Annotated in this window: 14 protein-coding genes; 12 read left to right on the top strand and 2 right to left on the bottom strand. The window is 71.5% G+C overall.

The genetic code is table 11. The features are described from left to right. Positions 1-250: 250 nt before the first annotated feature. The 8 genes from RT054_RS00755 (at position 251) to RT054_RS00725 (ending at position 9,754) form a co-directional block, all read left to right on the top strand. Positions 251-1,159, top strand: a complete 909-nt coding sequence (locus RT054_RS00755; RefSeq protein WP_313021606.1) for a methyl-accepting chemotaxis protein — start codon at positions 251-253, stop codon at positions 1,157-1,159. Positions 1,160-1,222: 63 nt separating this feature from the next. After that, positions 1,223-1,885: a methyl-accepting chemotaxis protein gene (locus RT054_RS00750; protein ID WP_313021604.1), complete on the top strand. Its 663-nt coding sequence runs from the start codon at positions 1,223-1,225 to the stop codon at positions 1,883-1,885. A gap of 124 nt (positions 1,886-2,009) precedes the next feature. After that, complete coding sequence (locus tag RT054_RS00745; RefSeq protein ID WP_313021602.1) at positions 2,010-3,302, top strand: NYN domain-containing protein; 1,293 nt, start codon at positions 2,010-2,012, stop codon at positions 3,300-3,302. 129 nt (positions 3,303-3,431) lie between these two features. Beyond that, the gene (locus RT054_RS16475) at positions 3,432-3,713 is read left to right on the top strand and encodes an FmdB family zinc ribbon protein (RefSeq protein WP_396837165.1); all 282 of its coding nucleotides are present in this window, start codon (positions 3,432-3,434) and stop codon (positions 3,711-3,713) included. Positions 3,714-3,774: 61 nt separating this feature from the next. Continuing rightward, a complete protein-coding gene (gene fmdA, locus RT054_RS00740) occupies positions 3,775-5,025 on the top strand; it encodes a formamidase (protein WP_313021601.1) in 1,251 nt (416 codons plus the stop codon). 185 nt (positions 5,026-5,210) lie between these two features. Next, entirely contained in the window at positions 5,211-5,900 is a 690-nt protein-coding gene (locus RT054_RS00735; RefSeq protein ID WP_312718412.1) for an AIM24 family protein, read from the top strand. Positions 5,901-5,971: 71 nt separating this feature from the next. Further along, positions 5,972-8,044, top strand: coding sequence for a prolyl oligopeptidase family serine peptidase (locus RT054_RS00730; protein ID WP_313021600.1), 2,073 nt, complete (start codon positions 5,972-5,974; stop codon positions 8,042-8,044). Between the two features lie 177 nt (positions 8,045-8,221). Further along, positions 8,222-9,754, top strand: a complete 1,533-nt coding sequence (locus tag RT054_RS00725) for a hypothetical protein (RefSeq protein WP_313021597.1) — start codon at positions 8,222-8,224, stop codon at positions 9,752-9,754. A gap of 167 nt (positions 9,755-9,921) precedes the next feature. Here the strand turns inward: RT054_RS00725 and RT054_RS00720 are convergent, their stop codons facing one another. Continuing rightward, positions 9,922-10,146 (bottom strand): hypothetical protein, encoded by a 225-nt coding sequence (locus tag RT054_RS00720; protein WP_313021595.1) that lies wholly within the window; start codon positions 10,144-10,146, stop codon positions 9,922-9,924. A gap of 232 nt (positions 10,147-10,378) precedes the next feature. On the opposite strand from RT054_RS00720, the gene RT054_RS00715 reads away from it, so the two are divergent. Both RT054_RS00715 and RT054_RS00710 read left to right on the top strand, forming a co-directional pair. Continuing rightward, entirely contained in the window at positions 10,379-11,875 is a 1,497-nt protein-coding gene (locus tag RT054_RS00715) for an alanine/glycine:cation symporter family protein (protein WP_313021592.1), read from the top strand. Between the two features lie 65 nt (positions 11,876-11,940). Further along, positions 11,941-12,138: a hypothetical protein gene (locus RT054_RS00710; RefSeq protein ID WP_312718424.1), complete on the top strand. Its 198-nt coding sequence runs from the start codon at positions 11,941-11,943 to the stop codon at positions 12,136-12,138. A 65-nt stretch (positions 12,139-12,203) separates the two neighbouring features. Here the strand turns inward: RT054_RS00710 and RT054_RS00705 are convergent, their stop codons facing one another. Next, positions 12,204-12,824: a hypothetical protein gene (locus RT054_RS00705; RefSeq protein ID WP_313021591.1), complete on the bottom strand. Its 621-nt coding sequence runs from the start codon at positions 12,822-12,824 to the stop codon at positions 12,204-12,206. Between the two features lie 73 nt (positions 12,825-12,897). Here RT054_RS00705 and RT054_RS00700 point away from each other — a divergent pair, with 73 nt between their 5' ends. Together RT054_RS00700 and RT054_RS00695 are read left to right on the top strand one after the other, a co-directional pair. Beyond that, complete coding sequence (locus RT054_RS00700; protein WP_313021589.1) at positions 12,898-13,110, top strand: hypothetical protein; 213 nt, start codon at positions 12,898-12,900, stop codon at positions 13,108-13,110. 163 nt (positions 13,111-13,273) lie between these two features. Next, positions 13,274-13,951 carry a GPP34 family phosphoprotein gene (locus RT054_RS00695; RefSeq protein WP_313021588.1) on the top strand — a complete coding sequence of 226 codons (678 nt, stop codon included), beginning with the start codon at positions 13,274-13,276 and terminating at the stop codon, positions 13,949-13,951. Positions 13,952-13,960 lie beyond the last annotated feature (9 nt).

Raw genomic sequence — 13,960 nt, 5'->3', positions numbered from 1 at the left:
CGGTCCGCCCGTGACGATGCCCGCCCGCGGATGAGGAGGACGGAGACCACGAGCGCTGTCGAGACAGGCGAGGCCCGGCGACGTCCGACGGCGATTGTCGACGAGGACGTCTCCGCTCGCCGAGTTGCGTTCCGACGCCGCTCAGATGACTCCCCGGGTGGCCGATATCACAGCCGTCATGTCACCCCTTGTCGGAGACCACGGTGACGTGGCGTGCGAGCGGCCGAGGGTCGCGGAGAAGCGGACATCCATGGAACGGCCACACGCCCCCGGCACCGCGCCCCGCAGCTCGTTCTTCACCCGGTTGGGCCCGCGACCGAAGATCCTCACGGTCGGCGCCGTCGGCCTCCTGGGCATGGCCGCCCTCGGCGCGACGAGCGAATGGTCGTTGACGGTGATGGACGCCGCCGCCGACGAGATCAACGCGGCGAACCACATCCAGACCTCCGCCCAGAAACTCAAGGCCGACGTCTACAACCTCAAGCGCACCCAGAACCGCTACATGCTTCAGGCTCATGTCGACGGCAAGGCCGTCGCGGACCCCGCCAACCCGTCTCGCGCGACCTACCTCGGGGCCCTCAAGTCCACCGAGGCGGACCTCGCCGCCTTCCCGGCCCTCAAGCTCGAGAAGAGCAAGGCCGCCCTCGCCGATCTCGAGAACAGCTACGAGGCATTCAAGGCGTCCGACGACAGGGTCATCACCCTCGTCGGACAGGGCAAGATCGCCGAGGCGCAGAAGGTCACCCTCGGGGAGTCGACCGAGGCGGCGACGAAGGCGGCCGACGCCTCCGACGCCCTCATCGCCGCGGTGCAGACCCGCGTCGACGACGCCGTGGCGGCCAAGGCCTCCGCGAAGACCACGGCGAGCCTCGTCATGCTCGGCGTGGCCCTCCTCGTCGCCGCTCTCCTCGTCACCCTCGCGCTGTGGATCGCCCGGGGGATCCTCGTCGCCGTGAACTCGGTCCGGGCGACGCTCGAGGCGATGGGCCGCGGTGACCTCACGGTTCCCGCCCAGGCGACGACGCAGGACGAGGTGGGCCGCATGGCGCTCGCCGCCGAGGCGACCCGTGCCTCGATGCAGGACGTCATGGCCCAGGTGGGCGACGCGTCGACCACGGTGGCGACCGCCTCCGAGGAACTCACGGCGGTGTCCTCCTAGGTCGGTTCGACGTCCCGCGCCTCGTCCGAGCAGTTGGGGGTCATCAACTCCTCGGCGGAGACGATGTCGCAGAACATCCAGACGGTGGCCGCCGGCACCGAGGAGATGACGGCGAGCATCCGGGAGATCGCCGCGAGCGCCCAGGACGCGGCGGGCGTCGCGGCCTCGGCCGTCCAGGTCGCGGACCAGACGAACATCACGGTCGCGAAGCTCGGCGAGAGTTCGGCCGAGATCGGCGAGGTCATCAAGTCCATCACGAGCATCGCCGAGCAGACCAACCTCCTCGCCCTCAACGCGACGATCGAAGCGGCCCGTGCCGGGGAGGCCGGCAAGGGCTTCGCGGTCGTCGCCAACGAGGTCAAGGACCTCGCCCAGGAGACCGCCAAGGCCACCGAGGACATCAGCCGTCGGGTCGAGCAGATCCAGGTCGACACCGAGGCCGCCGTCACGGCGATCAGCGAGATCAGCACGATCATCGCCCGCATCAACGACACCCAGTCGACCATCGCGAGTGCCGTCGAGGAGCAGACCGCGACGACGAACGAGATGAGCCGCAGCGTGAGCGAGGCCGCGGGCGGCGCGAACGAGATCGCCCGCAACGTCGGCCAGGCCGCCTCGGGCGCCACGGAGACGACGGACGCGGCCGCGGCGTCGGCCCAGGCCGCCGGTGAACTCGCGACGCGGGCGGCGCAGTTGCAGGACCTGGTCCGCCGGTTCACCTACTGATCGACCGGCCGTCGCTCCCGGCGCACACCCACGGCGCGGCTACCCCCCGCACCTCGGCCGAGGCGTCCGCACGCGTCACCGCGAGGGATGTGGACAGCCGCGCGGACTCTGTCATGGTGGGGACATGAGGTCCTGCTGCGCGGTCTACGTCGACGTCGGTTATCTCCTGGCGGCGGCGGCCACGCGGGTCGCCGGCAGCTCGCTGCGGCGGGGGATCCAGGCCGACTACGCCTCGCTCATCGAGTGGCTGGTCGCCCACGCGGAGGCCGACTCGGGCCTGCCGCTCCTCCGGGTCAACTGGTACGACGCGGGCGGGCGGCCCGGTGGGATGCCGGACGCCTCCCAGGACGAGATCGGTCAGATCCCCGGGGTCAAGCTGCGCCTGGGTCGGCTGTCGTACTCCGGGGAGCAGAAGGGCGTCGACGTCCGGATCGGCCTCGACCTCGCGATCCAGGCACGACAGCGCATCGCCGACGTCGTCTACCTCGTCTCCGGGGACGACGACCTCACCGAGGCGGTCGAGGACGCCCAGAGCCACGGGGTGCAGGTGGTGATCCTCGCGGTACCCCGCCATGACGAGAGGCCGCTCGCCGTCTCCAAACACCTCCTCCGCGAGGTCGACCGCACCCAGGTCATCGACCAGGCCGCCATCGACCATGCCTTCAAGCCCACCGCCATCCCGGAGTCCCTCATCCCCTCCCTCGGTGTCGTGGACGAGCACCGCGACGACGAGCACCCCGACGGGTCGGACGGTTCACCCGAGGCCGACCGACAGACGGGATCGTCGAACGAATCCCCTCTCACGACAGGTGTGCTCGACGACGACCCCGCGAGCCCTCACCCGTCCTCGACGAGGCGACCGCTCCCGGGCCCACCCCGCGAACGTCGCCGCACCGTCCGCGTCCACGGCGTCGCGGGAGCCGAGGACGTCGGCGGCCGAGCCCCGACACCCGCCGACTCCGCGGCCCCCCGGTCCGCCACCGAGCCGGCACCGGTGGGGGTGCCCGGCCCGGGACCGGCCCGGGTGGACCCCGGCGACGTGGGCGAGCAGGCACCGGCCGCGACGCCTGCTCCGAGCGCCCCCTCCCCCGCGATCCTCGCCCGCCGCAAGGCGGTCGGCGTGGCCCTGCCCGGTGCCGCGGCAGCGATCCCCTCCCCCTCGCCCGACGACCCGAGCATGTCCCTCGCCGTCGTCGACGCGGTGGCCCGTCAGGTGGTCGCGGCGTGGTGCTCCTCGGCGACCCCGGACGCTCTCGCCGAGCTCAAGGCCGCCGCTCCGGTCATCCCCTCGGAACTCGACCGCGCCCTCCTCGTCGATCTGTCGAGTCGCGGCGACGAGCGCGACCTCGACGACGCGACACGCCACCAGATCCGGGCCCGGTTCTGGCACCACGTCGGGCGGGTCCGTCCGGTCTGACCCCGGCGACGGTCCAGGTGGCACGGCCGACGCCTCGACACGCCCGATCCCACACGGCCCCCTGGCGTCGCTCGGGTCGCGCCCGTAATCTGCGCAGCACCAACGTCGTCCGCGACACGAGGAGGTCCGGTGCCCACCTACACGTTCCGGTGCGCCTCGTGCGGCGACGTGGACCATCGGTGCCCGATGTCGGAGATCCCGACGGCCCTCGACTGTCCCACCTGCGGTGGGCCGGCCCGGCGCCGGTGGACCTCGGTCGCCGCCACCCACGGCGACTCCCCGGCCCGCCGAACCATCGAACGCGCCGAACGCAGCGCGTCCCAACCCCGCACCGTCGCGGCGCCCCCACCGGCCCGTTCCTCACGACCGGTGAGCCGCAATCCGCTTCACGCGACACTCCCTCGACCCTGACGCGCACGGGTCGCAGCGACGTGCGGCGGCCCGGTCGGGGTCTCGACCGCAAGGAGGACCCGTGCCCGACGTCATCTTCCCGCTCGACTCCACCAAGACGTTCACGCAGCAGCAGCTCACGGGCCACAACCGGTGGCACCCCGACATCCCGCCGGTCGCGACGGTCAAGCCGGGGGAGTCGTTCCGCGTCCACTGCCGCGAATGGTTCGACGGCGACATCCACAACGACGACTCCGCCGACGACATCCGCGACGCCCCGCTCGACAAGGTCCACTGCCTGTCGGGACCGTTCGCCGTCGAGGGCGCCAAACCGGGCGACCTGCTCATCGTCGACATCCTCGATCTCGGCCCGATCCCCCTCGAGGAGGGTCCCCTCGCGGGCCAGGGATGGGGGTACACCGGGATCTTCGCGAAGAAGAACGGCGGCGGGTTCCTCACCGACCAGTTCCCCGACGCCTACAAGGCCGTCTGGGACTTCACGGGCCACACGGCCACCTCCCGGCACGTGCCCCACGTGTCCTTCACGGGGATCATGCACCCCGGGCTCATGGGGACGGCCCCGAGCCATGACCTGCTCACGACGTGGAACACCCGCGAGGCCGCGCTCATCGCGACAGACCCCGAGCGGGTCCCGCCGCTCGCCCTGCCGCCGCAGCCGAAGGACGCGGTCCTCGGCTCGCTCGAGGGCGCCGACTACGACCGCGTCGCGGCCGAGGCGGCCCGCACCGCACCACCGCGGGAGAACGGCGGCAACCAGGACATCAAGAACCTCAGCCGCGGCAGCCGCGTCTTCTACCCGGTGTTCGTCGACGGCGCGAACCTCTCGGTCGGCGACCTGCACTTCAGCCAGGGCGACGGGGAGATCACGTTCTGCGGCGCGATCGAGATGGGTGGGTTCATCGACCTGCGCGTCGACCTCATCAAGGGCGGCATGGAGACGTACGGGGTCTCCGAGAACGCGATCTTCATGCCCGGCAACGTCGAGCCGCAGTACTCGGAGTGGCTCGCGTTCTCGGGCACGTCGGTGACCCTCGACGGCGAACAGCGCTACCTCGACTCCCACCTGTCCTACCAGCGGGCCTGCCTGCACGCGATCGACTACCTCACGACGTTCGGCTACTCCCCCGAGCAGGCCTACCTGCTGCTGGGAGCCGCGCCCATCGAGGGCCGACTCTCGGGTGTCGTCGACGTGCCCAACGCCTGCGCGACCGTGTACCTCCCGACGGCGATCTTCGACTTCCCGCTCGCCCCCACCGCGAACGGGCCGACCCGCATCGATCCCGGGATGGGAGCTCCCCGCTCCTCCTTCTGAGACCGTCCGAGACGCCGTCCCGGCACGGCGCAGGGCCGATGGCGGATCGGGGGCGAGCAGACCTCGCCCCCGATCCGTCTCCGGGTTCACCCCGGTTCTCCACCGTGGGTGGGGCGGAGGCACCCCGGCGTTCCTACGCTGGGAGGGCGCCGGCAGGGGGCCGGTCACCGACGAAGGGGAACCTCATGACGATCTACGGGCCGTTGTTCGAGCAGTACGCCGAGCAGGAGGCGCGCGAGCCGTTCATCAAGCAGAACAGCAAGATGCTCAAGGTGCGTCTCGACGGGTCCGTCTGGGCGCGTGCGGGTGCGATGGTCGCCTACCAGGGACAGATCGGCTTCCAGAACACCGGTGCCGGTGGGCTGGGCAAACTCTTCAAGATGGCGGCGACGGGCGAGGGGTTCTCGGTGATGAAGTGCACCGGCCGCGGCGACCTGTTCCTCGCCGACCGGGCCGCGGAGGTCCAGATCCTCTACCTGGAGAACGACCAGATCTCGGTCAACGGCCGCAATGTGCTCGCCTTCGCCGACGGCATCGAGTGGGACATCCACCGGGTCCAGGCCCGCGGGGCGATGATGATGGGCGATCTCTTCAACGTCTCCCTGCGCGGCACCGGCTTCGTCGCCGTCACCACCACGGGTGAGCCGGTCGCCCTCGACGTCGCCGGCGCCCCCACGTTCGGCGATCCCGAGGCCGTGGTGCTGTGGACGCAGGGCGTGACGATGGACGTCCGCGTCGACTCCGGCGGGCTCGGCTCGATGGTGAGAGGCGGCTCCGGCGAGACGTTCCAGATGGCCTTCGGGGGCCGGGGGCACGTGGTCGTCCAGCCGTCGGAGTACATCCGGCCCAGCACCGGCTCCTCCGGCGGTCGCTGACCGCCCACGGGGCGTCCTCGCCGGTGTGACCTCGGCACGGTCGCTCCGGCGCGGCCGTTACCGTCGAGGGCGTGGACTACCCGAAGACCAGACGTGGTGAGGTCGTCGAGACCCTGCACGGACACGAGATCGCCGATCCCTACCGCTGGCTGGAGGACCCGGACTCGGAGGAGACCCGCGCCTGGGTCGCGGCGCAGAACGCGCTCACCGAGGCGTTCCTCGAGGACATCGGGTCACGGTCGTCCTTCTCGGAGCTCATGCGGACGATCGTGCTCCGGCCCGTCGTCACGCCGCCGATGCACCGCTCCGGGTGGTACCTGCTCTCGCGCAACGACGGCAGCGCACCCCAGAACACCTGGTACGTCGCCCGATCGCTCGACGAGCTCGCCGAGGGCGGGCGGGTGTTGTTCGACCCCTCCACCTGGTCGGAGGACGGCACCTCCTCCCTCGCCGGGCTGTCGGTCGCGGGGGACGGCTCACTGGCCGCGTACGCCGTGAGCGCGGGCGGATCGGACTGGCAGCACGTGCGGATCATCGACCCCTCGACGAGCGAACCGCTCGACGAACCCGAGGTCGTCTCCAAGTTCAGCTCCCTGCGGTGGCTGCCCGACCACCGCACCTTCCTCTACACGCACTACGGCGAGGCACGCGCCGAGGGCACGTCCACCGAGGCGCTCCCCCACCCCGTCATCAAGGCCCACACCGTGGGCACGGCGGTGGAGACCGACCCCGTCGTCCTCGAGTTCCCGGACGACCCGCGCCGGTCGCTGTGGCCCGACACCTCCTCCGACGGCCGGTGGATCGCGATGGCGATGAACCACGGCACCGACGAGAAGTTCGCGATGTGGCTGTCCCGCACCGACGGCGCGAAGGTCGGCGAACCCCTGCGCGTCATCGAGGAGTTCGCGCACTATCAGGAGTTCGTCGACGTCGTCGACGACGTGCTCTACCTCGTCACCGACGAGGACGCGCCCCGCGGTCGCCTCGTCGCGCTCGACCTCGCGGCCGTCGAGGCAGGAGAGCCCGCGACCTGGCGGACCGTCGTCCCCGAGACCGAGCACGCCCTGTCGGGGGCCGTGCTCGCCGGCGACGTCCTCGTCGTCCACCACCTCGCCGACGCCTCCCCCGTCCTCACGCGTTACTCCCTGGACGGGGAGGACCTCGGGCGGCTCGACGTCACCGGCGGCAGTCTGCTCGCGATGAGCGGTGAGGCCGGTCGCGACGAGCTGCTCGTCTCGATGGATTCGGTGACCTCACCGATGCAGGCGTTCGTCATCACCCCGTCCACCGGCGATGTCCGCGCGTTGTCGCTCGTCGAGGAGACGTGGCGGGCGCCGGACCTCGAGATCACCCGGCACCGGGCCACGAGCGCCGACGGCACGCCGGTGCCGTACTGGTTGCTGAGGCCGGCCGGCCTGCCCGACGACCCCGTCCCGACGCTCATGTACGGCTACGGCGGCTTCAACGTCGCCATCGGCGCGTCGTTCTCCTCGATCGACACCGGCTGGCTCACCGCGGGCGGTGCCGTCGCGATCGCGAACCTGCGTGGTGGCGGCGAGTTCGGCACCGAGTGGTACGAGCAGGGCACGCGCGCGGCCAAGCAGAACGTGTTCGACGACTTCGCGGCGCTCGGAGAGCACCTCATCGCCACGGGCGTGACGACGTCACCACAGCTCGCGGCGTACGGCGCCTCGAACGGCGGCCTGCTCATCGGGGCGCTCATCACCCAGCATCCCGGGCTCGTCGCCGCCGCGGTGCCGATGGTGGGGGTGCTCGACCTCCTGCGTTTCCACCGGTTCACGATCGGCTCGGCGTGGATCTCGGACTACGGGGACCCCGACGTCGCCGAGGACTTCGAGGTCGCCCTCGCCTACTCACCCCTGCACCACATCCGCGAGGGCGAGACCTACCCGGCGACCCTCGTCGTCACGGGCGACCACGACGACCGCGTCGTCCCGGCCCACAGCCACAAGTTCACCGCGACGCTCCAACACGCTCAGGGAGGCGACGCACCGATCCTCACGCGTGTCGAGACCTCGACCGGTCACGGCGCGGGCAAGCCCCGGGCCGTCGCCGCGCAGGAGGCCGCCGACGTCCTCGCATTCCTCGCCCATCACACGGGCCTGGTCTTGCGAGCCCACTGACCGGTCGCAACCCCGGCAGCGCCATCAGCCCCCCGTGGGTTTCGACACCGCTCAGTCGGCCGAAACGGCCCCTGCCGCAGGAGTGCCCGAGGACCAGGGGGGTGGGTAGCCTCGGCCCACCGTGGTCACGATCCCGACCGCCCGACTGCCCCACTGACCGATGTGGAAGGACCCACCATGGCCTCCCCCCTCTCCCGCCTCTCGACGGCGTTGACGGTCGTCCTCGCGGTGGCGCTGCCGGGTCACGCCCACGCTGCTCCGGCGCCGCCCGCCCCCGACACCGGCGCGTCCGCCGTCCTCCGGGCCCCGTGTCTCGATGCGTCGCTGCCGCTGTCGGTGGAGGAACGCCGCCTCGCCGCCCGGATGCCCGACCCGGCCGATCCGTCCCGGCTCGCGGACACGGCGTTCGCGCAGGACATGATCGCCGGCGGGGGTTTCGAGCACGTCGCGCCGAGAGTCGTGGACCTGCTGTGTCGGACCCGCGACACCCGCGGCGCCACCGCCATCGCCGCCCGGGAGGGACGCCGGTTGTGGACGGCGGCGGTGGCCCGGGCGCAGTCGACCGGAACCGTGCGCGGGCCCCTTCCCCGCACCGACGACCGGCCGCTGTACTGGACGCGACTGCAGGTCACGGCCGCGCTCCGGCAGTGGCGACCCGCGGGCGGACTCGCAGACGCACGGCGCGAGGCGATCATCGAGACCTTCGAGCGGGCCTCCCGGGGGATGAGCGACATCTCCTACCCGGCCGGGTACGGCACCGCACGGGTCCTCGTCAGCGGCTTCGACCCGTACACGCTCGACGGTGGCGACAGCGGCACGGCACCGAGAGCGGCGGGCAACAACATCCGCCACGGCAACCCCTCCGGCGCGACGGCCCTCGCGATCGACGGCACCACCCACATCGGCAGGGACGGCCGACGCCAGGTGATCCACGCCTACCTGCTCCCGGTCAACTACACGGAGTTCACCGCAGGATGGATCGAGGACACCGTCGGGCCGCACATGCGGGCGGGGGCGAGATCTCTCACGGCCTCGATCACCCTCAGCCAGGGACGTGAGGGGCGCTTCGACCTCGAGGTGTGGAACGGGCGCTATCACGGTGTCTCGCCGGGCAACGACGGGAGCCGGCCGTGCCCGCCCGTCGACGGGGTCCCGCAGATCGCGAGGGACAACCCCGGGTGCCACGCGACGGTGGTTCCCCGGTGGGGTGGCCCCCGGGTGTTCGACGTGAGGAACCCGCCGCAGTGGACGACGGCCTCCCTGCCGTTCGGGCGGATGGCCGCCGCGGGGACGGGCACGGGGATCGCCCCGCCTCCGGGGGCGACGTGGGCGACGGGCGAGGGGTTCCCGGTCATCCGCAACACGGCGTACACCGAGTTCCCCGACTGCGACTCACCGGAGCGCGTGACCCGCAACGCCGACCCCGAGGGGGGCATGCACCCGGCCCAACCCGGGACACCGCCCGCCCCCACCTCGTGCGCGTACGCCGGTGGCGGTGGCACGTACCTGTCGAACGAGAGCGCCTACCGCAACACCCTGCTCCGAGACCGGCTCGGACGCGACATCCCGGCCGGGCACATCCACACCCCGATCATGCAGCACTTCGCCCCGACCAACCGCCACGGCGCGAGCGACCCGACCTTCGCTGCCTGGCGGCGGGCCATCGTCCGGCAGACGGTCGCACTCATCCACGTGGCCGCCGAGCGCTGACGACCGTCACGGTCCTGACGACCGACCGTCACGGTCCTGACGAGCGACCGTGGTCACGGTCGAGGACGACGCGGGTCGGCCGAACGCGGACGGCCGCCGCCCGGGTCCGCCCCAGGGTCCGACCCGGTCCGGTGCGGCCTGCCGCAGGAGACGGCTCGACGCCGATCTCACCCGGGGTCGTGGCCGGAGTCGCCGCGGTGCTGCTCGTCGCCGACTCGTCGCGCGGTCGTGCGGTCCGTGATCTCCGGCGTCCCCGCGCCGGCACGGGGCCTGGAGCCCCCGGGACCAGGATCGCCCGGGGTGCGGGCGATCCTCGGGGTGAGGACGACGAGCCCGACGGCACCCGCGGTGGCCGCGGCGAGGCGGCCCAGGAGTCGTCGTGACGCGGCCATGACGACCAGCGTAGGTGCACGCGCAGGCCGTCGACTCCGCGTTCGACGCTCCACTGCGTCGCCGGCAAAGCCGCGCGCCGCCCGGCTCACTCGCGTGAACTGAACCGCTTTTCCCGAACTCGGTGGCGTTTCGAGCAGCGAGCGGGCCTCCGGGGGCGTCAGACTGGCCCGATCTGCCGGTCCGTGCCCCGCGGTCCGGTGACCCGTACCCGGCAGAGAGTGAGACCCCGGCATGAAAGCCCTCGAACAGATCTCGGGATGGCTGTGGAGCACCCCGATGGTGCTCCTCGTCCTCGGCATCGGCACCGTCTTCACGGTGTGGATGCGGGTGCCCCAGATCCGCCGGATCCCCGACATGATCCGCCAGCTCAAGGGCGGTGGCGGCTCCGAGCGCGGCATCTCCTCGTTCGAATCACTCGCGATGGCCCTCGGTGGTCGCATCGGGGTGGGCAACATCGCCGGGGTCGCCGTCGCGATCGGGTTGGGCGGTCCCGGCGCGATGTTCTGGATGTGGGTGACGGCGATCATCGGCGCGGCCGTCGCCATCGTCGAGTCCTCCCTCGCCCAGGTGTGGAAGGAGGAGGTCGGGGGTGAGTACCGAGGTGGTCCCGCCTATTACATCGAGAAGGGTCTCGGGCTCAAGTGGCTCGCCCTCGCCTACGCCGTCGCGACGATCTTCGCGACGACGATGACGGGCCCGGCCATCCAGGCCAACAGCATCGCGGTCTCCGCCAACGAGGCGTTCGGGTTCGACCCCCGGCTCACGGGCCTGTTCGTCGCGGCCCTCTTCTGCCTCGTCGTCTTCGGCGGCATGAAGCGCATCGGCCGTGTCTGTGGACTCGTCGTGCCGTTCATGGCGATCGCCTACATCCTCATGGGCATCGTCGTCCTCGTCGTCAACGCCGAGCACGTGCCGAACATGTTCCGACTCATCTTCGCGAGCGCGTTCGGTGCGGACTCGATGTTCGGGGGCATGCTCGGCGCGGCGGTCCTCTGGGGCGTGCGACGGGCGATCTACTCCTCCGAGGCGGGCACGGGGTCCGGCGCTCAGGCCTCCGCCGCGGCCGAGGTCAGCCACCCCGTCAAGCAGGGGCTCGCACAGGGATTCTCGGTCTACATCGACACGCTGTTCGTCTGCACGGTCACCGGCCTCATGATCCTGTCGACGAACTCGTACAACGTCATCACGGACGACGACGTGCCGATCATTCAGTACCTGCCGGGCGTCGACGCCGGCCCCGCGTTCACCCAACGCGCCGTCGAGACCGTGGCCCCCGGGTTCGGGGCGGTGTTCATCGCGATCGCGATGTTCTTCTTCGCGTTCACGACCCTGCTGTCGTTCGGTTTCTACGCAGACACCAACATCGCCTACATCCTTCGGTCGAACCGTCACGAGCGCACCGTCATCCGGGCGTTCCAGATCGTCCTCGCCGCCTCGATCCTCCTCGGGTCGTTCCGCAAGTCCGACTTCGCGTGGGCCCTCGCCGACGTCGGGCTCGGGCTCTACGCCTGGATCAACCTCCTCGCCCTCATTCCGCTCGTCCCCATCGCCATCCGGCTCTTCCGCGACTACGAGAGGCAACGCAAGGCCGGGATCGACCCGGTGTTCCGTCCCGGCAACATCGGTGTCGCCGACGCCTCGCTGTGGGACGACATCGCCGACCACTACGAGCGCACGGGCGAGGCGCTCCCCGCCTCGACGGCGACGCGAGAGGATCGGCGACGCTGACACCGGGAGGCGGCATCCGACCCGCGGACCTACCCTGATCGCACCGATCCCCAGCAGGAGGAACCATGAGCCAGAACGACACCCCCGAGACCGCCGACGCCGCGACCGCCCCCAAGGAGGTCCAGGTCGACGCCGCGCACACCGAGGTGGACTCCGGCAAGGGCAGCGCCGATGAGACCAGCACCGAGGAGACCGTGGCGGGACCCGCCGAACGCGAGGACCCGGGCAACGACAGCCCCGCCACCAACGCGCCGGTGGAGTGAGTCGCCTCCCGAGCGCGTGACACGAGCGGGCGGCGTGATCCCCGGTGGGTCGGCCGCCCGCTCGTTCATGCGAGGGCGGGGAACACGGCGCCGGCGATGAGGCCCCCGATGAGCGCGCCGGCGATGACCTGGGCGAGGCCGTGCCGACCGGCGCGGGTCCGCGCCCACGCGACGGCGCCGAGCATCGGGAGCGTGATGGCGAGGGTGAGGGGTCCGAGCACGAGGGCGAGGACGACGACCGCCGTCGCGGTGCAGGCGAGGTGGAAGGACGCCTTCCACACCCGGGTGATGATCGCCATGGCGACGAGAGCCACGAGCACGGTGACGACGAGTGCGGTCAACCCTCGCGGGGCGCCCGCCAGGACGAGGACGCCGACGCCGACGCCGATCGAGGCCGCCGACAGCAGCAACGGGATCCGACGCTGCTCCCGCACGACGAGCTGGCGGTCGCCGATGCCGTGGACGCGCATGACGACCCGCAGGGCGATCTCCGGCAGCAGGGCACAGAACGTCATCGTCGCGGCGGCCCACCCCAGCCCCGCGAGCACGGTGGGCGACGTGGCGAGCGCGACGAGCAGCACCGTGACCGCGAGGACGACGAGCGGGTCGAGCACGACCCCCACGAGGTCCGCGAGGCGGTGACGGGGACGCGCATGCAGCCGCACGAGATCGGGATGATCGTCCACCCCTCGACGATACCGACGCGGGCGGGACACACCGGTCCGGTTTGCCCGACCTCGATGTGGGGTAGAAGCGGCCATGACCAACGCATCCGAAGACGCCGCCAAGGCCGAAGCCGTCGAGACCGTCAAGCAGGGCGCCGAGTCCCACCTCTCCGGTGCCGACCCCGACACCGTCGAGCAGCACCTCAAGGACGGGCTCGCGGGGGCCGATGTCGACCTCCCTGACGAGAAGGTCCGAGAGATGGCCGAGGAGGTCCACTCCGAGAAGGACGCGCAGATCCAGGAGTGACCTCCCCGCCGCCCGATCGCCGCCCCGGCACCCGCGCGGGGCGGCGATCGGCGCGCTCGGGCGTCGCGCCCGGCCGGCGTGAATCCGTCTCCATGGATCCGTCACCGTGAAGGCCTGACATTCGTCATCGTCCGGTCACGATCGCCTGGCCTAGCGTGAGCTCATGATCACTTCCGAAGAGCTGATGCTGCTTCTCACCCGCGACGACGGCAAGCCCGAGAGCGCCTTCGCCCAGAACACGTGGGGCTACGCGGCCGCGAACATCGCCGACCTCGTCATCGCCGAGCGGATCACCCTCGACGAGGCGAAGGACCCGCGCCTCACCGTCATCGACTCCTCACCCACGGGCCACCCGGCCCTCGACGCGGCACTCGCCCGGCTCGAGCGCAAGGACGGCGCCAAGGTGTCCTCGCTCGTCACCGACGGCAAGGTCGCGGCGCAGGCGGAGATCGTCGCGAGCCTGCAGCAGGCCGGGGTCATCGAGGTCGAGGCCAAGCGGTTCCTCGGCCTCGTGCCCGAGAAACGCCCGATCCGCGACGCCGCGCCCGAGCGTGCCCTGCGGGAACGACTCGGGTCGGTCCTTCGCGGCACCACCGCCACCCCGCGGGAGGCGACCCTGCTCGCCATCGTGCAGAGCCTCGACATCGCCCCCAAGGTCTTCGCCGAGGAGACCGGCGGCATGTCGAAGAAGGAGATCAAGGCCCGTATCGAGGAGGTCGCCACGCACGACCACGCGGGTGAGACCGTGAGCGCAGCCGTCGCCCGCGCGTTGCAGGCGATGAACACCGCGATCGTCGTCGCGACGATCGTCCCCATCGTCACGTCGACCTCGAGCTCCTGAGCCCGTTCT

This window comes from Mobilicoccus sp., assembly GCF_032060985.1.
Taxonomy (GTDB): domain Bacteria; phylum Actinomycetota; class Actinomycetes; order Actinomycetales; family Dermatophilaceae; genus Mobilicoccus.
This window is presented reverse-complemented; position numbering and strand designations above follow the sequence as displayed.

Excerpts from the sequence above, each read along its gene's own strand:
- RT054_RS00720 (WP_313021595.1), bottom strand. The coding sequence starts at position 10,146 with ATGGCCGCGTCACGACGACTCCTGGGCCGCCTCGCCGCGGCCACCGCG.
- RT054_RS00695 (WP_313021588.1), top strand. The coding sequence starts at position 13,274 with ATGATCACTTCCGAAGAGCTGATGCTGCTTCTCACCCGCGACGACGGC.
- RT054_RS00745 (WP_313021602.1), top strand. The coding sequence starts at position 2,010 with ATGAGGTCCTGCTGCGCGGTCTACGTCGACGTCGGTTATCTCCTGGCG.
- RT054_RS00750 (WP_313021604.1), top strand. The coding sequence starts at position 1,223 with ATGTCGCAGAACATCCAGACGGTGGCCGCCGGCACCGAGGAGATGACG.
- RT054_RS00725 (WP_313021597.1), top strand. The coding sequence starts at position 8,222 with ATGGCCTCCCCCCTCTCCCGCCTCTCGACGGCGTTGACGGTCGTCCTC.
- RT054_RS00715 (WP_313021592.1), top strand. The coding sequence starts at position 10,379 with ATGAAAGCCCTCGAACAGATCTCGGGATGGCTGTGGAGCACCCCGATG.
- RT054_RS00710 (WP_312718424.1), top strand. The coding sequence starts at position 11,941 with ATGAGCCAGAACGACACCCCCGAGACCGCCGACGCCGCGACCGCCCCC.
- RT054_RS00735 (WP_312718412.1), top strand. The coding sequence starts at position 5,211 with ATGACGATCTACGGGCCGTTGTTCGAGCAGTACGCCGAGCAGGAGGCG.
- RT054_RS00755 (WP_313021606.1), top strand. The coding sequence starts at position 251 with ATGGAACGGCCACACGCCCCCGGCACCGCGCCCCGCAGCTCGTTCTTC.
- RT054_RS00700 (WP_313021589.1), top strand. The coding sequence starts at position 12,898 with ATGACCAACGCATCCGAAGACGCCGCCAAGGCCGAAGCCGTCGAGACC.